This window comes from Candidatus Rickettsia barbarica, from assembly GCF_041477405.1.
GTDB classification, from domain to species: Bacteria; Pseudomonadota; Alphaproteobacteria; order Rickettsiales; family Rickettsiaceae; genus Rickettsia; species Rickettsia rickettsii.
In genome coordinates this window covers 56,202-81,102 of sequence record NZ_JBEWYL010000003.1, presented here as the reverse complement: position 1 = coordinate 81,102, position 24,901 = coordinate 56,202, and the positions used below count along the sequence as shown (strand labels likewise).

Here is a 24,901-nt window from a genome sequence, read left to right as displayed (position 1 = left end):
ATACCGTGGTCAAGCCGCGGTATGACACTAAATAGCTAATAATATAAACATACATTCACCTATGTCCCTACAAATTATCCAGTTATTATACTTAGTTGCGGCTGTTTGCTTTATTCTATCACTCAAATTCTTATCCTCACAGAAACAAGCACATTTAGGCAGTACCATAGGTATTTTGGGGATGTCGATAGCAGTCATCGTTACTTTTTTCCTACCGGATTTTACTCATAAATTACCCATTATAGCAACCATATTATTAGGTGCTGTAATCGGCGGGATTATCGCACTTAAAATCTCCATGACGGCAATGCCTCAATTAGTAGCGGGATTTCACTCTTTTGTCGGTCTTGCTGCGGTATTTGTAGCTTATGCTACAGTACTTGCTCCTGAAAATTTTTCTATAGGAATAGCAGGAAGTTTACCGATTAATGCATTAATAGAAATATCAGTAGGCGTCTCTATCGGTGCTTTAACTTTTAGCAGTTCGATTATAGCTTTTCTAAAACTACAAGGCTTAATGAAAAGTAGCCCGTTAAAATTCTACGGTCAGCAATATATATGCTTATTAACGGCAATAATATTGGTTATTCTAGTAATATCGTTTATTCGTTCAGAGAATATATTTTTATTTAATCTAATAGTCTTTTTATCACTGTTAATCGGAGTATTACTAATAATACCGGTAGGCAGTGCAGATATGCCTGTTATAGTCTCAATGCTAAATTCTTATTCAGGTTTTGCGGCAGCAGGTATAGGCTTTACGCTTAGCAATAGCCTACTTATTATTACTGGAGCATTAGTCGGTAGTAGCGGAGCTATACTTAGCTATATAATGTGCAAAGCGATGAATCGCTCATTAATTAAGGTTATTTTTGGGGCATTTTTGCCTGCACCTACTGGAATTAACAAGGATATAGACGACGATAAAATAGCAAAAACAAGCTGCCCTGAAGATGCAGCACATTTACTACTTAATACATCATCGGTGATAATTGTTCCCGGTTACGGTATGGCAGTAGCCCAATCTCAGCATATCATAAAAGAGATGGTTGATATATTAGAACGTTCAGATATTAATGTACGTTTTGCCGTACATCCGGTAGCAGGTAGAATGCCGGGGCATATGAATGTTTTACTTGCAGAAGCTAATATAGATTATGAGAAAGTACTTGAGCTTGAAGAAATTAATAGAGATTTCGCTACCACTGACGTAGTGCTTGTGATTGGTGCAAATGACGTAACTAATCCTGCTGCTAAAAATGATCCGAACAGTCCAATTTACGGTATGCCGGTACTCGATGTCGAAAAAGCACGTACGATTTTGTTTATTAAACGTTCTATGGCATCAGGATATGCAGGTATAAAAAATGCGCTATTTTATCACGATAATACTTTTATGTTATTCGGCGATGCTAAGAAAGTAGTTGAGGAGATAGTTAAGTTTCTAAATGAAGATTGACTTAAATAACTCTATTTGTTATAATTTCTTAAATTAAGCCAAAAAACAATTATAATGAATTCGCAAAAAACATTACCTCTTCTGCCAAAAGCCACGGCTATATGGTTAATTGAAAATACTTCTTTAACTTTTAAACAAATTGCCGATTTTTGCGGTATTCATGAATTTGAAATAAAAGGTATGGCTGACGGTGAAGTAGCACAATCTATAAACGGTTTAAATCCAATTGTAAACGGTCAGTTAACTTTAGAGGAAATTGAGCGTTGCAGTAAAGATCCTAATGCTAATTTACAAATTTCATATAGCCCTGCTTATGAATTGATGAAAAATCAGAAAAAAAAACGTGCTAAATACACTCCTATAGCAAGACGTCAAGATAAACCGGATGCTATATATTGGTTATTGTCTAATTATCCGAACATCCAAGACCATCAAATAATTAAATTAATAGGTACTACTAAAATTACTATAGATGCTATTAGAACCCGTAGCCATTGGAATATGAATTCTATTCGTCCTCGTGATCCCGTATTACTAGGGATCTGTAGTCAAATAGACCTAAATAAAATAGTAGAAAGCCTAAAGCCTCCACAAAATCCTACAAAAGAATCATAAAATTATACTAACTGCTATCCTGTGAAAAGCTTGCTTACGTGAATTATTTTTGATTGTTACCCCACCTTGATCAGCGTTATTACGTGGCTCGTTTATGTCATTCCTGTATAGTCAGAACATTGCTGGATAGACCGGTAAAATCCACTGTGTCAAGCCACGGAATGACAACGGATGCGTTTTTCAATCCACACTGACAATACTTTTCGCACAAACGGATTTTTTTATGGATTAGAAAAGTGATTATTACCTAATAAATCGTTTATCGCTAGGTAAAGTATAACTTTTATCGGTAGAACGATAGGGACAAATATCAATGCCTCCACGCCTAGCATATACTATATAAATAGAAAGAAAATCAGGACTTATAGCATTTTTAATATCTGTAAAAATACGCTCAGCACACTGCTCTGCAAACTCATTACAATTTCTAAAAGATATTAAATATTTCAGAAAAGAATCATATTTTAACTTTTTTCCTTTATATTTTATAACGATTGTACCCCAATCCGGTTGACCGGTTACTAGGCAATTTGATTTGAGTAAATTAGAATTAATCTCTTCTTCTACCAAAACATCTTCATACTCAATTAAACTATTATCGGGTGCACCGTAATTATTGCATACTATATCTAAATCATCGATATTTTTACCGCTTGGAACACCAAATTCTACTTTTGTATTTATAGAAAATATACGTCCTGTTACTTTAGCGTGTGTAACATTACTTAGATCCTGCAAGATAATTCTTTCTAGTTCTTTTACTGATTCAACAACAAAGTTATTAAAAGAATTTAGATATAATTTAAATGATTTTGATTCTACTATATTTTCAGAATCCGTCGGTATATAAAAAGTGCCTACTCCAACCCATGGTTTACCGTTCTTATTAAGACAAGATAGTTCATATGTATTCCAAACATCTACACCATAAAACGGAAGATTATTACTATTTATTCCAAGTTCGTTTCGATTATTTATACGTGGAATTTTAAATAATAAAGTTACATCATAACTATCTTTATAAGTACTTTTTTTACCAAGTAAAGAAGTAGATAAAGGCATTAATTATGCTCCTTGTGCTAAAATTTCTTTTTGTTGTAACTCATCATATTCTTTTAGCATATAACCACGTCCCCATACTGTGTCGATATAATCTCTACCACCGGCAGCATCACTTAACTTTTTACGAAGTTTACAAATAAATACGTCAATAATTTTCATTTCTGGTTCATCAACACTACTATATAAGTGCTTTAAGAACATTTCTTTAGTTAAGATAGTTCCTCTTCGGAGTATTAATAGCTCTAAAATAGCATATTCTTTGTTCGTCAAATGTACTTTTTTGCCGTCAACTTCTACACTTCTAGTATCTAGGTTTACGCTAACCTTATCAAACCTAAATACTGATGCTGCATGACCTTTAGAACGTCTAACTATAGCTTTAATTCTAGCAATTAATTCCTCTCTTACAAACGGCTTGGTTAGATAATCATCGGCTCCGGAAGAGAAACCAGTAATCTTTTGATACGTATCCGTTAAGCTAGATAAAATTAAGATTGGGGTTTTTATTTTTGCAGCACGCAATCTTAGTAATATCTCAAAACCATTAATATCCGGTAACATAAGGTCTAAGATTACTAGATCATAACCACCAACTTTACCAAGTCTTAAACCTTCTACACCAACTGAAACTTTATCGCAAACTATCCCTTCTGAAGCTAAAGTTAGTTCAATTAAGTTAGCCATTTCCGGCTCGCCTTCAATTAACAAAACTCTCATTATTTTTCTCCATAAAATTCAATTTTATATTGTGCTATAATTTAATTACAGTTAATTATTGTTAACTAAATTATAATTTTTTATCTAGTGCTTTATACATTCATTAATAACATAAGTAAAGAATATTTAATTGATAAAATTTTTACTATTAAGCTCTATCTGTAGTTTAAAAACCATGGCGTTTAAAATGAAATTTATTAAATAATTAAATGATTTTCTTAGTTTTGATGCTCTGACATTTTCTTATGATATAAGGCACCAAAATCTATAGGATCAATCATTAAAGGCTGGAATCCTGCATCTTGAGTACAGCTAGCTATAATTTTTCTGGCAAATGGAAATATCATTGCCGGACAATGAACGGATAATAAAACCGGATGTTGTTCAGAATCAATATTAATTAAATTAAATACTCCAGCATATTTTAATTCTATCTGAAATAATTTATATTTCTCATTTCTTGCAATTGCCTCGATATTTAACTCTACTTCATAGAAATTTTCTTCCGATAAATTAGTAATATTTATATCTAGAGATAAATCAATTTGAGGGCGTTGATCCAAAGCCGCAAGAGAAGACGGGGCAGAAGGGTTCTCAAGAGATAAATCTTTTACATATTGTGCATTAACGGAAATATGCGGCATTGTCTCATTAGTATAGGTGTTTATTGTACTCATAAAAATCCTTATTAAAAATTTAATATAATTTTCTACATAAAAAAGTTATGTTAGTGGTAAAGTTACGCCTACTTGTTTCATATATTTTCCTTGGCGATCGGCATATGAAGTATCACAAATTTGATCACTCTTTAAAAATAAAAACTGACAAGCTCCTTCATTTGCATATATTTTAGCAGGTAATGGAGTAGTATTAGAAAACTCTAAAGTTACATGTCCTTCCCACTCCGGTTCTAACGGAGTCACATTTACTATTATACCGCATCTTGCATAAGTAGACTTGCCGACACAAATAACTAATACATCACGCGGTATTTTAAAATATTCTATAGTTCTGCCAAGGACAAAGCTATTAGGTGGGATAATACACACCTCTACTTCTCTATCAACTAAATTATATTCACTGAAATTTTTTGGATCAACCGTAGTAGAATTTATATTGGTGAATATTTTAAATTCATTAGATACTCTAGCATCATAGCCGTAAGAAGATAAGCCGTAAGAAATAATCTTTTCTTTATTATGCACTCTTACCTGCTTTTCTGCAAAGGGCCTTATCATACTGTGATTTATAACAGCTTCTTTTATCCACTTATCTGACATTATAGCCATAATCAAAACTTGATTTAATTAATAAACTAATGATTCTAACTCATAATTATTTACAATACAAAATTTTTCTTTAAAACTATAAGTCTGAGACTACTTTATAAGTCTGAGACTACTTGAATAATGATAGTGATAATAATACAACATTCTATACTTAAAATTAAATTATTACAAATTAAAATAGTTTTTTATTGTCAATTCTGAAAAGTATTATTATATTGTAGCATGGTTGGTTTATATTTATTAATACTAAAAATTTACTTTGTATAGTAAATATTTATTTAAATTTATAGGAGCTTTATTAAAGTGAAAAAATTATTATTAGCTGCAAGTATTATTTGCCTTGCATCGGCTGGTCTTGCCGAGGAAAATTCAACACCTGTTATTTCTAATTCTGATACTGAAATAAAATTAGAAGGATTCTATTTATTTGAAAACAGTTATATTAAACAGGATCATTTAATTTTATTTGATAAAAATGTAACTGATAACAGGAAAAAGCTAGGGTTTTACACGGAAGCAGCGTTTGCGGCCACTATTGCTAAAACTATCAATGATGTAATAGCAGGTGCTAAAATAGTGCTTCAGCCTACTACAAGAGCAAAAACCTCTACAAGTTATAATGGATCACATATATTTATTGAAACTAGTTACGGTAAAGTAGAACTAGGCTCTCCTACTGATGCAAGCGCTAAGTTGCGTATTACCGGTAGTCAAGTAACTGCAGGTACCGGAGGATGGTCTAGATATGCTCTACTTGACGGTCAATATATGCGATATAATGGTTTAAAATCGGATTTTGATACTAATGCTAGCTTTTATCTTGAGTCATACTCTAATTCTTTTGATCAAATCAATGATAAAGCTGAGAGAGCTAGAAGATTGAATTTTTTCACGCCTAAAATGAAAGGCTTCCAAGCCGGAGTTTCTTATACTCCCGATACTGCTAATACAGGCGGTAATAGAGATATAAATAATTTAACGCTTGCAAGCTCAGGCAGAAACGGAGTTAGTGTTTCTAAAACTGGAATAAAGACGGTTAAATTAGAGAATAACGAAACCATGACTATTAATCAGAATATTAGGGATGCTTTTTCTGCCGGCTTAACTTATGAACATGAAATTAGCGAAGATGCAGACTTAAAACTATCTGTCACCGGAGAATACGGTAAACCTGCTCGTCGTCTTATTCATGCTAAAATGGACGGAACTACAATTCAAGTGCTTAATACCTATAAACTTTCTAATTTAAAAGCATATAATCTTGGAGCTGTATTTACTTACGGTAATTTCTCTTGTGGTGCTTCTTACGGTAATTTAGGTAAAAGCTTAACCGCTAAGGAATATTATAAAGTCGGTCGTGATACCTATTATTACAATGGAGCAGTTGCTTATGGACAAGGACCTATAAAAACAAGTCTTGAATATCTTAAAACTTCAAGATATAAAAACACCGTTGATGCTGTAAGCCTCGCTACTGAATATAAGATCATGCCTGGTTTATTACCATATGCTGAAATTTCTCATTTCCAAGCTAAAGGTAAACCTGTATATTACCCTGAAGCACCTAGTAAAACAACACGAGGTACTGTTGGCCTTATAGGTACAAAACTTAAGTTTTAATTATTTACAAATTAATTGCCATCAATATAATAATCAAGGCTTAGAGTAATCTTATGCCTTGATTATTATATTTTTTTTAATTGAACTATCAATAAACTTTATAGTTCCATCGTTGTAATAATCTTGTTTTCTCTTCTGTTAAATCTTTAAACCATTCTATTAGCTTACAGTGCTCTAATTCTTGTCAAATTATGCTTAGCTTTTGCAGGTACCGGCCCAAACCTTGAAAAATTTATGCTATACTGCCTTTTGATTAAATAAAGTTATATATTTTACTTTTTTTATTTTTAGATATTGATTTTCTCTGATTACCATATATTGGCAACCACAATATATGGTAATCATGTGATATATGATTTTTATTATTTTAAAACAGGAGTAACACTATGAATCATGCTCAATTTACAAGCTCAGGATATTCCTTTGTAAATAGATTAAAAGCAGTTACAAGATATGCAACCGCTTCTAAATACAGGGATTTTGAGACAGCATTGAAGTTTTTTAATATGTAACAGGATACTTCTCTAAAGATATGTAACTCAGAACATCGAAACCAGCATCAGAGGACAATGAAAATCTTTTCCCTCCTATATTAATATGATGAAAATCTATTATTTTTTGGGAAGCCTATAGGAGGTAATTTACCAGTACTACCTCTTTTGCCTAAAAATGCAACAATGTTTTTCTCAAGTTTTACTTTTCCATTGTTATTCCAACCTAAGCCGTCTTCTTTATTGAATATTTTAATATCTAGAAGCTTAGCATTCTTAAATTTTTGCAGCGTTACACCTTGCCCTTTTTTCATTTCAGGTATTTCATCTATATTAAATACCAGTAATTTACGACTTTCACCGATACAAGCAATACTATCACCGTTTACAGGTAAACAAGCTATACATACATGACCATCCGGTACATTCATAATTTGCTTTCCTGTTTTTGTTTGAGCCATTACTTCATTTGAATTAACTAAAAACCCCTTACCTACACTACTTGCAAGTAATAAAAGCTGATCAGGTTTATAGACTAAAATATTCGTAATATCGTTATTACCTATATCCACAAGTAGTTTTATAGATTCCCCTGTTCCTTTACCTTTGGAAATATTATCGGCAAGCAAAGTAAAAAATCTGCCTTCTGAACTAACTATTAATATTTTATCAGTCGTGTAAGCTTCTAAAATAAATTTTTCTGCATCACCTTCTTTATATTTGATAGTCGATAAATCGGTGTTATGACCTTTTAACGAACGCACCCACCCCATTTTTGAGCAGATAATAGTAATCGGCTCTTTAGTAATGAAAGCCGTTATATCAACTACTTGATTCGTAAGCGTTACTTCCTCAAAGCTTGTACGCCTTGCTCCTATTACCGTATTTAATCCAAATTTCGTTTGTACTGTTTTGATTTCTTTTTTAACTATTTTCCATAGTTCTTTAGGATTATTTAGAATTTCTTCTAATATAGCTTGTTGCTTCTGCAAATTACTATGCTCATTAATAATTTCCTGCTCTTCAAGCTTACGAAGCGAGCGAAGACGGGTATTTAATATCGCTTCTACTTGTATTTCGGTTAGTTTAAACCAGTCCATCATTATCGCTTTTGGCTCATCTTCTTCACGAATAATTTTAATTATCTCATCAAGATTTAGATAAGCTATCCTAAGCCCTTTTAGAATTTCTAAACGATGCTTGATTTTGTTTAAAAGATAAGTTGATCTGCGAGTAACAATATTTTGTCTATGATATAGAAACTCTTGTAAAATCTCTAAAATATTCATTACTCTCGGCACGTTATTACTGCCGATCACATTCATATTTAACTGAATGCGGCTTTCTAAATTCGTTAGCTTGAATAGAGATTCCATAACTATTTGCGGATCACATCCCCGATCTCTCGGCTCTATAACCAACCTTATAATGTCTGTTGATTCATCTCTAATATTGCTAACAAGGGGAATTTTTTTATCCTTTAGTAATATTGCTATTTGTTCTATAAGTTTTGATTTCTGAACCTGATAAGGTATCTCGGTTACGACTATCTGATATGTACCGTAACTTAGCTCCTCTTTTTCCCATCTGCTTCTTACTCTAAGACTACCGCGTCCAGTAGTATATGCAGCATTAATAACTTCAGCTTTATCAATAATTATGCCACCGGTCGGGAAATCAGGACCTTTGACAAAGTTTATTATATCGTTAATTTCAGCTTTCGGATGGTTGATTAAATGTATTAGAGCATCACAAAGCTCATGTAAATTATGCGGCGGTATATTGGTTGCCATACCGACTGCTATCCCTTCAGAACCATTAGCTAGTAAATTCGGAAAACTTGCCGGCATTATTACCGGTTCTAAATCGGAACCATCATAAGTAGGGCGAAAATCTACCGTATCTTTATCGATGTCCTCCATTAATAACGTACATATGTCCGTCATACGTGATTCGGTATAACGCATAGCTGCTGCATTATCACCGTCGATAGAGCCGAAATTACCCTGCCCATCAATTAAAGGATAACGCAACGAAAAATGCTGAGCAAGGCGTACCAAGGTATCATACACTGCCACATCACCGTGCGGGTGGTATTTACCTATTACGTCACCGACCACCCTCGCACATTTCTTATAGCCGGAATTCGGCTCAAGCCTTAACTGTAGCATTGCGTATAATAACCTACGATGTACAGGCTTGAGTCCGTCACGTACGTCAGGAAGCGAACGTGACATAATTGTTGATAACGCATAAGCAAGATAACGCTCTGATAATGCATTACCAAAGTCAATATTTTCTACTTTAGCTTCTTTCATAAGTTATTTAGTTTTTATTTATAGTCGTTGTTACGTGGTTCTCTATGTCATTCCTGCGAAAGCAGAAATCCATCATAAAGCGAGATAAATCGAGCTTTTAATTTTAAGAATTTGCTGTGTTTATACTTTTTTTCTGGATTTCTGCTTTCGCAGGAATGACATAAGAGTATACAAATATCACTGCAACACACAACTCTGCTTATTATAAGCTAATTTCTTACAAACTGCTTTAGCTTGACTAAGACTACCATAATCACCGGCTAAGATTAAATAGAAAAATTTGCCGTCGTCATATTTAACTTTTTTGGTTGTGATAACAACATTTTTAAGAATTTTCGGGAATTGCTTTTTTATTCTTTCCCCTTCTTTCATTGCTTCTGCTTCAGATTTTACCGAACCTAGTTGTACTTTATAACTTTCATTATTTTTACAATTTTTAGCATTACTAACCTTATCTTTACTTCCTTTTTCAAGCTTTATTATATTTAAATCCGTTTCATTTTTGGCGTTATTATTTGGTTCTATTAATGCAATAAGATTAGATATTTCATCAAAAGATTCATCGCTTTGACTTTGGTTGCGAGAATCTATACTCATAGGTTTCTCAGGGTCAGGAAGCAATTTTACGGTTTTAATATTTGTATCTTTAACAAGAAGATTTTCATATATCGTACTATGTACTGCGGCTATTTGGTTATTTTCTATTATAGACGGTTTTATTTTTGTAGGCAGCTCATCAGGATAAATAGTAATTACCGGCTTACTATTCTGATAATATTGATAACCAAAATAAATAGCGGACATACATACTAAAAATACTAGAAATATTTTAATAAAAATATTATTGATCATATTTAGTAATTTGATAATAGAAAAACGTCATTGCGAGGAAAAATTGTAAGTTTTGACTAAGCACTCTCAGGAGTATTATTTCATGAGATTGCCACGCAGCCTACGGCTGCTCACAATGACGACTCGGTATCCACATGAGCAATACCTCCTTGCAATGACGATGAAAACCTAACTACATTTTGTTCATTGGTTCTACACCTATCACTTCGAGACCGCTAGCTATAACTTTCTGTATGGCACTTGCAAGAGCAAGGCGTGCTAGAGTTAATTCTTTATTGCTCTCAATTACAAATCTATAATCGCTATTTTCTTTACCGAAATTCCACATAGAATGAAATTTTGAGGCTAAATTTATTAAATAAAATGCGATGCGATGCGGTTCAAAATATTTTGCAGATGCTTCTAATGTTTTTGTCCAGCTAACCAAAAGTTTTATAATCTCAATTTCTTCTTCAGAGGATAATAAAGATAAATCATACTTACCTGATTCAAAGTTATTATAAGATTCAGGCATTAATTCTTTAGCTTTTGATAAAATAGATATCGTTCTCACATGTGCATATTGTACATAAAAGATAGGATTCTCTCTTGATTGTTCTTTCACTTTTACCAAATCAAAATCAAGTGGCTTATCATTTTGTCTAGTTAACATCATAAATCTTATGATATCTTTCCCCACCTCATGATTTACGTCTTGCACACTAGCAAAGCTCCCAAGACGTTTTGACATTTTAACCGGCACACCGTTTTCCACGAAATTGACCAATTGACAAATTTTAACGTCCACTTTAACCTGCTCCTTACCTAAAGCTTTAACTATTGCCTCAATTCTTTTAACATATCCACTATGATCGGCACCAAGTACATAAATTAAGTGATTCGCTCCCCGCTCTATTTTATCCTTAGCATATGCAAGATCAGAAGCAAAATAAGACCAACTTCCATCAGCTTTTTCTATAGGACGATCTTGACTATCACCGTACTTAGTAGATTTAAATAATTTTTGAACTCTATTATCCCACTCTTCGTGAATTTTACCTTTAGGGGCAGGTAACGTACCTTCATAAATTAGCCCCATACGCTCCAGTAGTTTAACTGTTTCCTCTATCTCACCTTTATCATGCAATGATTGCTCAAAGAAAAATATATCATGTTTAATCCCTAAATCTGCTAAATCTTTTCTATTTAAATCAAGCATTTTTTCTACGGCAAAACTTTTAATTATTTTGAACCTTTCAGCATAGTTCATCGTTAATAATTTATTGCCATATTCTTTCGCTAAAATTTGCCCAAGCGGAATTAAATACTCTCCCGGATATAACCCGGCAGGGATAGTAATTTGCTCACCTAAAGCCTCTTTATAACGTAATAATACCGTACTAACTAAATCATTTATTTGTGAGCCTGCATCATTAACATAATATTCTTTTGTAACGGAATAACTTACCTTTTGCAAAATCCTTGCTAGCACATCACCATATACCGCACCCCTAGCATGCCCTATATGCATTGGACCGGTGGGATTTGCCGAAACATACTCGATGTTAATATTTTTGCTTTTATCTATATCAATTTCAAAAAACTTTTCTTCATGCTGTAAAATATCCTTTATTGATGCCTGCCAACTATCAGCTTTTATAGTAAAATTAATAAAGCCAGGTCCTGCTATTTCTATACTTGCAATATAAGGTAATGTTATAAGGACTTCTTTAAATTTTAAAGCCACTTCCCGAGGAGCAATACTTTCTTTAGCTGCAATAATCATTGCAATATTACTTGATAAATCACCGTTAAAACTATCTTTCGGTATTTCAATAGTAGCAGTATTTGCTATTTCTTGATTATTATATAATTGCCTGCTTGCCACAATTATATCTTGTTTCAATTGATTAAATATATTCATAATTATTAAATGTTATTAAAATTCAGCGAATAGACTTCTTACAAACGCTTGCTAATAAGGAGGAATTTGTAGGAGACATAGAACGCAGCACCGCAGCGTACACTTTAGTACGTGAGGATGCGAGTACCGGAACGACGCACAAATTACCCTTAGAAGCAAGTTATGTAGGAAGTCGAGCAGAGCTGATTATATTCCTGAATGGCAAAACGGTCAGTCATCCCTGCTATATAATCAGCAACAACTCTAGCTTTACTATATGTTTCATTAGAGTCTATTAGCATTTTCCAATTAACCGGCAATAAATTAATATCATCCATATAAACCTTAAACAGCCCTTGTACGATTTTAGTACATTTAAGGCTGATGGCCGTAATTTTATTACTTTTATAAACTCGCTCATGAAGAAACTTCTTAGTTTCCTTAATATTTTTATTAGTTTTGTCCGTAAAATCCACTATCTGATAATTTAAGTTACGTATCTCATCTATGTTAGTAATTTTTTCTTTATTTAAATTTTCTTTTGTTTGCCATAATAAATCGGTAATTAACTCATGTATTAGCTTACGTACTACCTCATAAATCAGACATGAGGAACTAATATTTTTAAATTTTGACTTGAGTTCAACAACATGTTGATCAATATATTTAAGTTCAGCAAGACTATGAAAATCGATAATTTTAGCACCGATACTATCTTCCAAATCATGCGAAATATAGCTAATATCATCGGCAAGAGCTGCTATTTGAGCCTCTGCTGATGCATAGGTACTAAGTTCTAAATCATTTTGCTTATTATACTCTGCTATATATTCATTTATCTCGCCTAGTATAGGACCGTTATGTTTTACTATTCCTTCTAAAACTTCCCATGTTAAATTTACTCCATTATAAGCCGCATATCTTTTTTCAAGTAATGTTAGTATCTTTAAAGATTGAGCATTATGAGAAAAGCCGTTATACTCTCTCATACATTCATTTAAAGCTCGCTCTCCCGCATGACCGAAAGGCGTATGCCCAAGATCATGAGCAAGTGCTATTGTCTCAGCTAAATCATTTGATAAATTTAAAGTACTAGCGACCGAACGTGCAACAGTCGCAACCTCTAGAGAATGAGTTAGCCTATTTCTGTAATGATCTCCCTCGTGATTAATAAAAACTTGAGTTTTATATTGCAAACGCCTAAATGCATTAGTATGTATAATACGATCACGATCACGTTCAAACTCGTTTCTATAAGAGGTCGGGATTTCCTTATATAATCTTCCCCTACTTTTAAGAGGATCAGAAGCGTATGAAGCAAGCATCATTATCCTTTATTTTGAAAGACGTTGTTGTGGTTCTAACTTTTCGTCATTGCGAGGAAATTGCATAGCAATTGACTAAGCAATCTCAGGAGTTTGTTATTATTTCATGAGATTACCATGCAGCCTACGGCTGCTCGCAATGCCGATTGGGTATCCACACAACAAAGCCAACTTGAAAAATATCAAGATATACTATATAGTTTATGAGACTTTTACAAGGTAATTTTAAGTGACGATAACAATTACGGATAGAGCTTTTGAACGGGTTTGCGAGTTAGTAAAGCTAGAAAAAGATAAGAATTTAGTACTACGCATTTCGGTTGATAGCGGCGGTTGCTCAGGACTTATGTATAATTACGAACTAGTCTCAAAAGATAATATAGAGCAAGATGATTATGTCATTACTAAACATAATGCTACAATTATTATTGATCCTATCTCTCAAAAATTTATGCTAGATTGCACTCTTGATTTTATAGAAGAACTAGGCAGTTCATATTTCAACGTTAGTAATCCGCAAGCTAAAGCAAAATGCGGCTGCGGTAATTCTTTCTCGGTGTAAATGCAAGTATTGCGAGTGGACATTGTTATTAGAATGCCGATGTCATTCCTGCAACAGCAGGAATGACATCGCAACGTCAAACTTTTAATGTTAATCATTAAGTTGCATAATTGCTCCACCTACCTCAACTTCGTCATTATTATCATAAGGAGGACGTTCTACTTCATTACTATTAACGTTATTATCTTTATCTTCTTCGTTATCTGAAGTATTACTATCTAATGTTAATATAAACATGTTGTTCTTGGACTTGTTGAGAGCTATTAAACTTTGTTTTAATGTTTCAGCTTGAGATTGTCTTATTAAATCATTGCATACCAAAACTCCGTAGTCCTAAGTATTTCCTTCTTCTTGTTGTTGAGTTTTTAAATCCATTATTTCTGCATCAGAGCAAACCTCGGTAATAAGTTTTACTAAGTCAGGACGATCATTTAATGATCTGCCCAAAGGATCATTATAAGTAAATATTATCTTATTTGTATCATTATCTCATATTTACCCAATGCCTATGTCCTGTATTAATTGGCATTTGTTTACTTCTTGTTGATTATTAGTCAATTGCTCATTTTGATTTTGTTGTACTTCTGACCACTCCTTGGCTTGCAGCTCCGGCAGTGAAACAAAATCATTTATTATAGTCTGTGTATCACTTAAAAATTTTGTTCTGTCAGCCTCTTTAGTAACTATACTCAGATCTTCCATCTTACCTTTGTCAAGCATTGAGCGTATAAAAACAGTATTTTCCTCCATCTCCGTACTATAAACTTTATGAACTTTTAACAATAATTTTTGTTCTTCCTGAGGGCTAGCTATACTTGCAGCCTTTAAATATTCAAAAGCAGCTAGCGATATTAAATTTAATTTAAATAAAAATTCTTCTAAAGATATATAAAGATCTTTTTTTAAAGATAGCTACTTCTCTACTTCTTTTTTATTCTTAGGGATGTTAAAAATTTCTCTAAGAATAAAACTATACTCTTCTATCGGGTCTATACTTAAACTTACCTTGAAATATTTTATTGCTTCAAGAAGCAATTTAATTACTATTTCGCTTTTATTTTCGTCCTTATAGAATCTCCCTAAATTTAAAATAATCCACCTATTTTTTTACAAATATTGCTAAAAAAATGTACGGAATTGTATCATGGTTATAGAGAAAGTTAAAATCTTTCTCAATTTCCAGAGTACTAATATATTCTCTTATTGCTCTAAACCAATCTAATTCCGATTTACTATTTTCATAAATCATACCTAAATAATAATGAGCATTGGCTTTTATTTCATTTATAGATATAATAATACGCTCAGCTTGCGATCCCGTAAGTTTATCAAGCTATTCTAATGCTTCTTTATAATATTTTTTTTGTTCTTTATTAGATTCTACATTATCGGTTACTTGATAAGGTTTTAATTTTATATTATTATTTACTCCGTCAAAAAATCATTTATATTTTTCTGTTTAGGACTACCAAGCAGTGTACTGCCAACTGCTTTTATTTGATTCCATATAATAATTATACCTATAAGTTATTTGCATTTATACAAATAAAAACATTTTTGATCTATAAGCTGAATAAATTAATATTAATACTATTTAAAAAAATTCTAAATAAGTAAATTTACAACAAAGATTTAAAGGCGCATTTGTGAAATTCTAACGATAAGAAAGTTCTATTTTTTTATATTGTAAAAAATTATTACTTCTATTTTAAAATTGAATTAATAGGGGGGATATTTATATATATTTTGAAAGGTAAAATTTGAAGTTATTTTTCTTTTGTAATTTTATCATATTTTTTTAGTTTGATAAGAATAGACTCTAGATTATCCAACTTCATCATACATGGACCATCGCTTGGAGCGTTATCGGGGTCTTGATGTACTTCCATATACATACCGGCGATACCTACAGAAGTTGCTGCCTTTGCAAGTAACTCTACATATTTTCTTTCTCCGCCGGTACTGCCTCCTAGCCCGCCCGGTTGCTGAACGGAATGTGTGGCATCAAAAACTACAGGTACATTTAACTCTGCCATTATTGCAAGACTACGCATATCAGATACCAAGTTATTATAGCCAAAACATGCTCCTCGCTCTGTAAATAATATATCCTTTACTCCAAAAGCTTCTAGTTTTGTTTGTACATTTTTCATATCCCACGGAGCTAGAAACTGTCCTTTTTTTACTTTTACTATTTTACCTGTTTTTGCTGCAGCTTGAAGCAAGTCGGTTTGTCTACATAAAAATGCCGGAATTTGTAAAATATCTGCTACTTCGGCTGTTTCAGTACATTGACTCTCTGAATGAACATCAGTAACAATAGGGCAATCGAATTCAGATTTTACTTTTGATAAAATTTCTAAACCTTTCTCAATACCAACTCCTCTAATCCCATATACGGAAGTTCTATTAGCTTTATCAAAAGAAGATTTATAAATAAATGGAATCTCAAGCTTGCTAGTTAATTTAACAAGTTTTTCTGCCATAAACAACGCATGATCTTTTCCTTCAATCTGACAAGGCCCTGTAATTAGAACAAACGGTAAATCATTTCCTATTTTGATATTGTTAAGTTTTACTACTTTTTGCATAATTCTTAGATTTAATTAATTGAACGAGGTACGGATTAGTGTTTCTCTGTTATATCAGGTACTGATTCATTTTCTATTAAGTCATTATTAATTATTAGTGTATAATATTTTTCTTTTATTGTCGTTAAATCATAACTACCATGATAATAACCTTCTAGGTTAATAATTTTGTTTAAATAAAAATTTACCTGCTCTGTTTCTAACTGTTCATCTATATTTTTTACAATAGATGACTTAATATTAATTAAATATGCTTTTATTTTTTTTAATTCTTTAATAATTATAAAAATATCATGCGGTTTTGTTACCAATATTCCTACAAACAAAATTAATAATATTTGTGTTAAAGACATATTTATATTAATTTCTTATGTTTATATTTTGGATTTAAAATACTTTCCCCGTTAGTACTTAGCATATATTCATGATAATCTTGATAATTTCCTTCAAACCATATAGCATTATTTTCTTTATCATATGATATAATATGAGTGGTTATTCTATCTAAAAACCATCTATCATGACTAATCACTAATACACAACCTGCAAAATCTAAAATAGCATCTTCAAGTGCTCTTAACGTATCAATATCTAAATCATTAGACGGCTCATCTAATAATATAACATTTGCTCCTGCTTTTAGTAATTTTGCCAAATGTACTCTGTTACGTTCTCCACCTGAAAGTTGTCCAACTTTTTTTTGTTGATCACCGCCTCTAAAATTAAAAGCTGCACAATAAGCTCTACTTTTAATTATTCTATTACCAAGTTGTAATTCATCTAGACCTTCTGAAATTTCTTCCCATATAGTCTTATTATCATCTAAATGATCCCGTGATTGATCGACATAACCTAATTTGACCGTTTGACCAATTTTAATAGAACCACTATCTGGCATTATTTTACCTGTAATAATATTAAACAAAGTAGACTTACCTGCTCCATTCGGTCCAATAATTCCTACAATAGCTCCACGTGGAACTTTAAAACTAAAATCTGATAATAATATTTTATTATTAAATTTTTTAGCTATATGTTCTGCTTCAATAACAAAATCACCTAAACGAGGTCCGTTAGGTATAATTATTTGAGTAGGATCAGTTTTTTGTTCTTGTTGTTTATTTAATAACTCTTGATATGCTGTAATACGTGCTTTATTTTTTGATTGTCTAGCTTTTGGAGTTTGACGAATCCATTCAAGTTCACGATTCAATTGTTTTTTTCTATCATCGTCTTCTTTACTTTCTAAAGCTAATTTTTTTTGCTTCTGCTCAAGCCAAGAACTATAATTTGATTCCCACGGTATACAATTTCCACGATCTATTTCTAATATCCATTCTGTAACATTATCTAAAAAATAACGATCATGGGTAATTACTATTACAGTACCTTCATAATGCTTTAAATAATCCTCAAGCCAAGAAACTGATTCTGCATCCAAATGATTTGTAGGTTCATCAAGTAACAACATATCAGGTTTCTCTAAAAGCAATTTACATAAAGCCACTCTTCTTTTTTCTCCACCGGAAATTTTTGTAATATCTGCTTCTTTTGGTGGGCAACGTAAAGCAAGCATTGCGATCTCTATTTCACGTTCTAGATTCCATCCATCACAATTGTTTATTTTTTCTTGCAATTCTGCTTGTTTATCAAAAAGCTTTTGCATTTCTTCATCAGCGATTTCAGCAGCAAATTTGTTACTTATATAATTAAATTCATCAATAAGTTTTTTCTTTTCATGAAGACCTTCTATGATATTATCAAAAACATTTTTACTAGCATCAAGATACGGTTCTTGAGGTAAATATCCTACTTTTATACCAATTTTAGCTGTTGCTTTACCTTCAAACTCTTTATCAATACCTGCCATTATTTTTAATAAAGTCGATTTGCCTGCTCCATTTGGACCTATTATACCGATTTTAGCTTTTGGTAAAAATGATAAATTTGTTTCTTTTAAAATTCGTTTACCATTTATAATTTTGCTTAAACCAACCATTGCATAAACATATTGATATGACATAAATTACTTATTTCCTTATATTATTTTTACACCGATATATAATTATTTACTACTGTATTGTATGAATTTATTGCTCTATGATCATATAATTCAAAATTAGACATTGTAATTTCTATCATTGTGTTTCTCGTTTAGATATTTATTTTAAGAAATAAAATGCTGTATATATACTTTAATTTTAGCAGCTTGAGGATTGTGTATACTTTTATACTTATAATTTTTCGTTCAAGCTTATTGATAATTTTTCCATATGCATTTTAATTTAATTTTAACAATATCAAGTCTAATTCTTCCAAATCTTTATAATGAAATATTAATTTTCCACCTAATGGATAATTTTCTATTGTTATTTTTATACCAAATTTTTCTGATAAAGCTTTTACTAATAATTCTAGATCATTATCCGTAGCGTTGTCCTTTAAAAAACGCTTTCCTATTTTGTTATTATTGTTCGGGGATTTTATATACTCATTTTTATACCATTGTCTTACTAGTTCTTCTGTTTGACGTACATTTAAATCATTATTTATAATATAATCGGCTATTACTTCTGCATGTTCATGATTTATTAAACACCGAGCTTGACCCATACTTAGTATATTTTCATTTACTTTATCTTGAATAGACTGCGGCAAATTATTAAGCCTTAATAAATTAGCTATATGACTACGACTTTTACCAAGCCTTTCAGCTAATTTTTCTGCCGTATAATTAAAATTTTCTATTAAATATTTAAAGCCACGAGCTTCTTCCATCACTGTTAAATCAGTTCTTTGTATGTTCTCAATTAATGCTATTTCCATACTCTCTCTAGCATCTAAATTTTTTATAATTACCGGTATCTCTAAAACTTTTGCTAATTTACATGCACGCCAGCGTCGCTCTCCTGCTATAATTTGGAAATTATTATCAACAATAATAGGCTGTAATAAACCATTATTCAATATAGAATCTGCTAATTCTTTTATTTTATCATATTCAAAGTTTTTTCTAGGCTGATTCTCGTTTGGTCTTATTTTATCAATATTTATTATTTGTACTATTTCTGATTCTATAGAAATAACTTCTTCTCCAAGTAATGAAGATAATCCTCTTCCTAGTCCTTTATTTTTCGCCATATCTTTCTAAGATTTCTTTTGTAAGTTCTATATATGCAACTGCTCCCGAACATTTATAATCATATATAATAGCCGGTTTTCCATATGAAGGAGCTTCAGATAGTTTAATATTTCTTGGAATAACGGTTTTAAATACTAATGCTCCTAAGCATTTTCTAACATCATCTTCTACTTGTTCCGTTAAACGATTACGCTTATCATACATTGTAAATAATATACCTGTAATCTTTATCTTAGGATTTAATTTTTTCTCTACAATTTCAATTGTTTTTAACAAATGACTTAATCCTTCTAAAGAATAAAAATCACATTGCATTGGAATCAGTACTTCATCGCTTGCAACTAAAGCGTTTACCGTTAATAAATTTAATGAAGGAGGGCAATCAATAATTATATAATCATATAATATTTTTATTTCTGCCAATAGCCTCATTAAAATATATTCTCGGTCCTTTAATTTTGTTAAGTCTAATTCAGCCGCAGATAGATTAGTGTTTGAAGTAATTATTTCTAAATTTGGTATATCTGTAGAAATTATTGCATCTTGCAATTCTATTAAATTTGTTAATACTTGGTATATAGTATTTTTGCGTTGTTGCTGATTAATTCCAAAACCGGTACTACTATTCCCTTGAGGATCAAGATCTATAACTAAAATTTTTTTATTTACAGCAGCAAAAGCTGTAGCTAAATTCACAGTAGTTGTAGTTTTAGCTACCCCTCCTTTTTGATTAACAATAGCAATTACTTTCATATCATTTTTGTTAAATTACTAACTTCTAGAATTTTCCCTTCTTCACAAGTAATACTTTGATGTATTAAATAACCAAATAACCATCTCTCTTTAGCTTCTACTATTTCAGTTAAATAATTTTTTCCTTTTAATAACAAAAATTTTCCTCGTACTGAAATATTTTTTATGCAATTAAATATTGTATTTAAGTTAGAGAAAGCCCTACAAGTTAATATACTACAATCTATTTCTACTTTTTCTATTCTTTGATTGATTATTTGTATGTTATTATTTGATATCTTTGATGCTTTTTCTAAAAATATACATTTACGTAAATCAGCTTCTATTAAACTTACTTGCGCTACCCCCGCTATAGATAATACTATACCAGGCAAACCGGAACCGCTTCCTATATCAACCAAATGTATTTCTTTATTATCAATATATTGTATTAATTGTAATGAGTCTAATATATGACGTTGCCAAAAATTATGTATAGTATTATCCGATACAAGATTGATTGATTTATTCCATTTTTTAACTAACTGTTGAAAAATTTCTAACTTTTCAATTATTTCACGTGGAACTTCCATCACTATATTTAGTTTTTAAATAAATTATAATAGCCGTAATTGCTGCAGGTGTAACCCCTGGAATTCGACGTGCTACACCAATAGTAGTAGGTTTATGGGAAGAAAGTTTTTCCTGTATCTCTAATGATATACTTGGTATTTTAAAATAGTCAATATTTTTAGGTATGAACTGCGCCTCTTCACTTTGAAATAAATTAATATCTGCGTGTTGTCTAGTTAAATATGAAGCATATTTTGCTTCAATATAGAGTAATTGCAAAATGTTATTATTTTGTGTTTCTTTAAGCATAGGAAAAATTTTAATAGCTTGTTCAACATTAAAATTAGGTATTTTAAATAAGTCTAATACTGTTTTATATGTACCATCCTGTGCAACCTGTATACCCATTTTAGCAAGTTTACTAGTAGTTAAAGACAAGGTATTTAATAATGATTTTATTTTTTCTATGTCTTCACATTTTTTTGTGAATATTTTTTTACGTTTTTCTGATACGACTCCAATGTTCATCCCTAATTCCGTTAAACGTAAATCAGAGTTATCTGCTCTTAAAGATAATCTATATTCTGAGCGAGAAGTAAACATACGATAAGGTTCTATAGTACCAAATGTTGTTAAATCGTCAATCATTACTCCAATATAACTGTTTGCTCTTGTTAACATAAACGGTGCTTGATCTTTTACTGCTAAAGCAGCATTTATACCGGCTATTATACCTTGCCCTGCGGCTTCCTCATATCCTGTAGTACCGTTAATTTGCCCGGCCAAATACAATCCAGCTATTTTTTTTGTCTCTAGCGTAACACTTATTTCACGTGGATCAACATAATCATATTCTATAGCATAACCTGGACGTAAAACCTTTACATTTTCTAATCCTGGTATTGTTTTGATTAATTTATGTTGCACATCTTCAGGCAAAGAAGTAGAAATACCGTTTGGATAAATCGTATAACCATCTAACCCTTCAGGTTCTAAAAATATACGATGTTCTGATTTTGTACTAAATCTGACTATTTTATCTTCAATAGAAGGACAATATCGTGGTCCTATTCCTTCTATTTGCCCTGAATACATTGCGGATTTATCAAGATTCTCACGTATAATATCATGAGTTTCTGAGGTTGTGTTTGTGATAAAACAATTTATCTGAGAAACATTAACAATATTTGTTAATTCAGAAAAAGGACGAGGAATTTTATCACCGGGTTGTAAAATTGTTTTACTATAATCAATAGTACGTCCATCAATGCGAGGCGGTGTACCTGTTTTTAAACGAGCCAGTTTAAAACCTATTTGTTTTAATGTATTTGATAATCCATACGAAGGCTCTTCATCTACTCTACCTGCAGGAATTTTTTTTTGTCCAATATGAATAAGACCCGATAGGAAAGTACCTGTAGTTAATATAATTTTTTGACAAAGAATTTTGCTACCGTTATTTAAAATAACCGCTTCAATTTTAGAAGATTTAATTTCTATATCTTCCACTTTTCCATATAATATATCTAGATTAGGATAATTTGTTAATATTTGATACATTGCTTTTTTATAAAGCTTTCGATCAGCTTGAGCTCTAGGTCCCCAAACTGCTGGTCCTCTAGTCTCATTCAGCATTTTATAATGTATACCGGCTTGGTCTATAACATAACCCATTAACCCATCAAGTGCATCGATTTCTTTAACTAATGTGCCTTTTGCAATGCCACCGATTGCTGGATTGCAAGACATTTCGCCTAAATTTTCCGGTTTTAACGTAATTAAGAGAGTAGGAACTCCAAGACGTGCAGAAGCAGCGGCTGCTTCTACGCCTGCATGTCCACCGCCTATAACTATTACGTCATATTTTAGCATTAATTATTCTATAATTTCAGATTTATTAAAGAAAAATTCGATTTCTCTTTTCGCACTATTTTCACTATCTGAACCATGAATACTATTAGCCTCAATTGATTCGCCTAAATCTTTTCTAATAGTGCCTGCTTCAGCTTCAGCAGGATTAGTTGCACCCATAACGGTACGGTTTAAAGTTATAGCATCCTCCCCCTTAAGCACTTGAAGCACTACCGCTCCTGAAGTAATATATTCAACTAAGCTCTTAAAAAATGGTCTTGCTCTATGCTCATCATAAAAACATGCAGCTTCATATTTAGTTAAAAATTTCATTTTCTGAGCCACTATTTTTAAACCGGCATTTTCTAAGTAAGTATTAACTTGCCCTATTTTATTCCTTTTGATAGCATTAGGCTTAATCATTGAAAAAGTATATTGTATTGTCATTTTGTAACCTATTTATTATAATTATTAAATATATTTTGTAGCTGAATGATTCCATATTAAAGCAAATAATCCTCCTCCTAAAAGAGCAGAAATACTGAAAAATATAAATACCCCATTCCAACCATAATTATCGCTAATCCATCCTACGCCGACTCCCGCAATAGCCGCTCCTAAATAACCAAATAATCCTGATAATCCATTAGCCGTACCGACAGCCTGACGGGTACTAAAATCAGCAGCTGCTATACCTACAAGGAGCTGAGGTCCTGAAACAAAAAAGCCTATTAAAGAAAGAATTACTATACTTAATAATTCACTGTGAATAGGAAGTTTCCAAAACAAGACTAACAATAAGCTAAGCAATACCATACATATGGATGCAACAGGACCTCGACGACCTTGAAATAGTTTATCAGATAAAACACCTGCTATTAATGCCCCTGGGATACCTATCATTTCATATAAACCGATTTGTAAGCCTGCATTTACAAGACTTATATTACGTAAATCTTTTAAAAATGTTGGAGCCCAATAAATTACTCCAGAACGTATTATATAAACAAACATGTTTGCTAAACAAACATACCATATTAGCTTATTACAAAAGACCATTTTAAGTAATTGTGGAGTTAATAGCTTCTCATAATCTCCTATAGCTTCAAGCGGATATTCTTTATATTCCTCTACGGTAGATAAATCTACTTCTTTTGGAGTATTACGAAGCCTATTATATAAAAAAAGCGATACTACACAAGCAACTACACCTGGAACAAAAAAGGCAGCTCTCCAATCAAATTTATCGATTAAATAACCGCAGCTTATCATAGCAAGGGCACCACCTATTTGATTAGAAGTTGCACCCATAGCCCATTTAGTTCCAAGTTCTTTTGAAGCGAACCAGTGAGTAAGCATCTTTGTTGCAGGAGGCCAGCCCATAGATTGAAACCAGTTACTGGCTATCCATAAAATTCCTATAAGCCATAAAGAATCTGAAAAACCTATTAGCATAGTAATGATCCCGACAAATAAAAGACCCAAAACCATAAATATCCGAGCATTAACTTTATCGCTAATAAACCCGTTACACGCTTTACTAACTCCATACATAATAGATGAAGCAGTTAATATCCAGCCAATTTGCGTTTTAGTAACCCCAAAATATTCTCTTATAGCAGGAGTTGCTATATTAAAATTCTGACGACAAAAATAAAAAGTTGCGTAACCTATAATAATAGAATACAAAATCCTTACTCGCCAACTATTATATTTTTTTACATATGGCGATCTTGGAATTTTAATTTTGGATCTTGTATTTGTCATATTATAAACTCTCCGACTATAAAAAAAGCAAGCTTAAGAGTCTAGCAGTAAAT

23 protein-coding genes and 2 pseudogenes are annotated in these 24,901 nt (G+C 31.8%); 5 read left to right on the top strand and 20 right to left on the bottom strand.

Annotation, left to right across the window (positions count from 1 at the left end; genetic code table 11):
* The first annotated feature begins 61 nt into the window (after window positions 1-61).
* Together ABVF33_RS05070 and ABVF33_RS05065 are read left to right on the top strand one after the other, a co-directional pair.
* Entirely contained in the window at window positions 62-1,459 is a 1,398-nt protein-coding gene (locus ABVF33_RS05070) for an NAD(P)(+) transhydrogenase (Re/Si-specific) subunit beta (protein ID WP_499706513.1), read from the top strand.
* A gap of 54 nt (window positions 1,460-1,513) precedes the next feature.
* The gene (locus ABVF33_RS05065) at window positions 1,514-2,074 is read left to right on the top strand and encodes a cell cycle transcriptional regulator TrcR (protein ID WP_499706512.1); all 561 of its coding nucleotides are present in this window, start codon (window positions 1,514-1,516) and stop codon (window positions 2,072-2,074) included.
* Window positions 2,075-2,317: 243 nt separating this feature from the next.
* Here the strand turns inward: ABVF33_RS05065 and queF are convergent, their stop codons facing one another.
* From queF to dcd, 4 genes are all read right to left on the bottom strand, one after another.
* Window positions 2,318-3,136, bottom strand: coding sequence for an NADPH-dependent 7-cyano-7-deazaguanine reductase QueF (queF, locus tag ABVF33_RS05060; protein WP_499706511.1), 819 nt, complete (start codon window positions 3,134-3,136; stop codon window positions 2,318-2,320).
* Between the two features lie 3 nt (window positions 3,137-3,139).
* Window positions 3,140-3,853 carry a response regulator transcription factor CtrA gene (gene ctrA / locus ABVF33_RS05055; protein WP_499706510.1) on the bottom strand — a complete coding sequence of 238 codons (714 nt, stop codon included), beginning with the start codon at window positions 3,851-3,853 and terminating at the stop codon, window positions 3,140-3,142.
* Between the two features lie 218 nt (window positions 3,854-4,071).
* A complete protein-coding gene (gene secB, locus ABVF33_RS05050; protein WP_499706509.1) occupies window positions 4,072-4,530 on the bottom strand; it encodes a protein-export chaperone SecB in 459 nt (152 codons plus the stop codon).
* A gap of 45 nt (window positions 4,531-4,575) precedes the next feature.
* On the bottom strand, window positions 4,576-5,142 hold the full coding sequence (dcd, locus tag ABVF33_RS05045) for a dCTP deaminase (protein WP_499706508.1): 567 nt from the start codon (window positions 5,140-5,142) through the stop codon (window positions 4,576-4,578).
* Window positions 5,143-5,445: 303 nt separating this feature from the next.
* Here dcd and ABVF33_RS05040 point away from each other — a divergent pair, with 303 nt between their 5' ends.
* Window positions 5,446-6,762, top strand: coding sequence for a porin (locus ABVF33_RS05040; RefSeq protein ID WP_499706507.1), 1,317 nt, complete (start codon window positions 5,446-5,448; stop codon window positions 6,760-6,762).
* Between the two features lie 592 nt (window positions 6,763-7,354).
* Here ABVF33_RS05040 and parC read toward each other — a convergent pair.
* From parC to argS, 3 genes are all read right to left on the bottom strand, one after another.
* On the bottom strand, window positions 7,355-9,571 hold the full coding sequence (gene parC, locus ABVF33_RS05035) for a DNA topoisomerase IV subunit A (protein ID WP_499706506.1): 2,217 nt from the start codon (window positions 9,569-9,571) through the stop codon (window positions 7,355-7,357).
* Between the two features lie 177 nt (window positions 9,572-9,748).
* A complete protein-coding gene (locus tag ABVF33_RS05030; RefSeq protein WP_499706505.1) occupies window positions 9,749-10,423 on the bottom strand; it encodes an SPOR domain-containing protein in 675 nt (224 codons plus the stop codon).
* Window positions 10,424-10,595: 172 nt separating this feature from the next.
* Window positions 10,596-12,326 (bottom strand): arginine--tRNA ligase, encoded by a 1,731-nt coding sequence (gene argS / locus ABVF33_RS05025; protein ID WP_499706504.1) that lies wholly within the window; start codon window positions 12,324-12,326, stop codon window positions 10,596-10,598.
* Window positions 12,327-12,355: 29 nt separating this feature from the next.
* Here argS and ABVF33_RS05020 point away from each other — a divergent pair.
* Window positions 12,356-12,562: pseudogene (locus ABVF33_RS05020) on the top strand (palindromic element RPE1 domain-containing protein); the annotation flags it as partial.
* On the opposite strand, the gene ABVF33_RS05015 reads toward ABVF33_RS05020, so the two are convergent.
* Window positions 12,476-13,630, bottom strand: a complete 1,155-nt coding sequence (locus ABVF33_RS05015; RefSeq protein WP_499706644.1) for a deoxyguanosinetriphosphate triphosphohydrolase — start codon at window positions 13,628-13,630, stop codon at window positions 12,476-12,478. The pseudogene ABVF33_RS05020 and the gene ABVF33_RS05015 overlap by 87 nt on opposite strands.
* A 229-nt stretch (window positions 13,631-13,859) precedes the next feature.
* On the opposite strand from ABVF33_RS05015, the gene ABVF33_RS05010 reads away from it, so the two are divergent.
* Window positions 13,860-14,192 carry an iron-sulfur cluster assembly accessory protein gene (locus tag ABVF33_RS05010; RefSeq protein ID WP_012719360.1) on the top strand — a complete coding sequence of 111 codons (333 nt, stop codon included), beginning with the start codon at window positions 13,860-13,862 and terminating at the stop codon, window positions 14,190-14,192.
* A 90-nt stretch (window positions 14,193-14,282) separates the two neighbouring features.
* On the opposite strand, the gene ABVF33_RS05005 is transcribed toward ABVF33_RS05010, so the two are convergent.
* The 12 genes and pseudogenes from ABVF33_RS05005 to ABVF33_RS04950 form a co-directional block, all read right to left on the bottom strand.
* Entirely contained in the window at window positions 14,283-14,429 is a 147-nt protein-coding gene (locus ABVF33_RS05005; RefSeq protein WP_499706503.1) for a hypothetical protein, read from the bottom strand.
* Between the two features lie 96 nt (window positions 14,430-14,525).
* Entirely contained in the window at window positions 14,526-14,639 is a 114-nt protein-coding gene (locus ABVF33_RS05000) for a hypothetical protein (protein WP_016769836.1), read from the bottom strand.
* A 48-nt stretch (window positions 14,640-14,687) separates the two neighbouring features.
* Window positions 14,688-15,227, bottom strand: a pseudogene (locus ABVF33_RS04995) (hypothetical protein).
* A 731-nt stretch (window positions 15,228-15,958) separates the two neighbouring features.
* On the bottom strand, window positions 15,959-16,783 hold the full coding sequence (gene kdsA / locus ABVF33_RS04990) for a 3-deoxy-8-phosphooctulonate synthase (RefSeq protein WP_499706502.1): 825 nt from the start codon (window positions 16,781-16,783) through the stop codon (window positions 15,959-15,961).
* 35 nt (window positions 16,784-16,818) lie between these two features.
* A complete protein-coding gene (locus tag ABVF33_RS04985) occupies window positions 16,819-17,136 on the bottom strand; it encodes a DUF2672 domain-containing protein (protein WP_499706501.1) in 318 nt (105 codons plus the stop codon).
* Window positions 17,137-17,138: 2 nt separating this feature from the next.
* On the bottom strand, window positions 17,139-18,806 hold the full coding sequence (gene ettA / locus ABVF33_RS04980; RefSeq protein ID WP_499706500.1) for an energy-dependent translational throttle protein EttA: 1,668 nt from the start codon (window positions 18,804-18,806) through the stop codon (window positions 17,139-17,141).
* Between the two features lie 257 nt (window positions 18,807-19,063).
* Window positions 19,064-19,924 carry a ParB/RepB/Spo0J family partition protein gene (locus ABVF33_RS04975; RefSeq protein ID WP_499706499.1) on the bottom strand — a complete coding sequence of 287 codons (861 nt, stop codon included), beginning with the start codon at window positions 19,922-19,924 and terminating at the stop codon, window positions 19,064-19,066.
* Window positions 19,911-20,678, bottom strand: coding sequence for a ParA family protein (locus ABVF33_RS04970; RefSeq protein ID WP_499706498.1), 768 nt, complete (start codon window positions 20,676-20,678; stop codon window positions 19,911-19,913). The genes ABVF33_RS04975 and ABVF33_RS04970 overlap by 14 nt, the downstream gene beginning before the upstream one ends.
* Complete coding sequence (gene rsmG / locus ABVF33_RS04965) at window positions 20,675-21,253, bottom strand: 16S rRNA (guanine(527)-N(7))-methyltransferase RsmG (protein ID WP_499706497.1); 579 nt, start codon at window positions 21,251-21,253, stop codon at window positions 20,675-20,677. The genes ABVF33_RS04970 and rsmG overlap by 4 nt, the downstream gene beginning before the upstream one ends.
* Complete coding sequence (gene mnmG, locus ABVF33_RS04960) at window positions 21,234-23,102, bottom strand: tRNA uridine-5-carboxymethylaminomethyl(34) synthesis enzyme MnmG (RefSeq protein ID WP_499706496.1); 1,869 nt, start codon at window positions 23,100-23,102, stop codon at window positions 21,234-21,236. The genes rsmG and mnmG overlap by 20 nt, the downstream gene beginning before the upstream one ends.
* Window positions 23,103-23,105: 3 nt before the next feature.
* Window positions 23,106-23,528 carry a nucleoside-diphosphate kinase gene (ndk, locus tag ABVF33_RS04955; RefSeq protein ID WP_499706495.1) on the bottom strand — a complete coding sequence of 141 codons (423 nt, stop codon included), beginning with the start codon at window positions 23,526-23,528 and terminating at the stop codon, window positions 23,106-23,108.
* Window positions 23,529-23,552: 24 nt separating this feature from the next.
* Complete coding sequence (locus ABVF33_RS04950) at window positions 23,553-24,848, bottom strand: MFS transporter (RefSeq protein ID WP_499706494.1); 1,296 nt, start codon at window positions 24,846-24,848, stop codon at window positions 23,553-23,555.
* Window positions 24,849-24,901 lie beyond the last annotated feature (53 nt).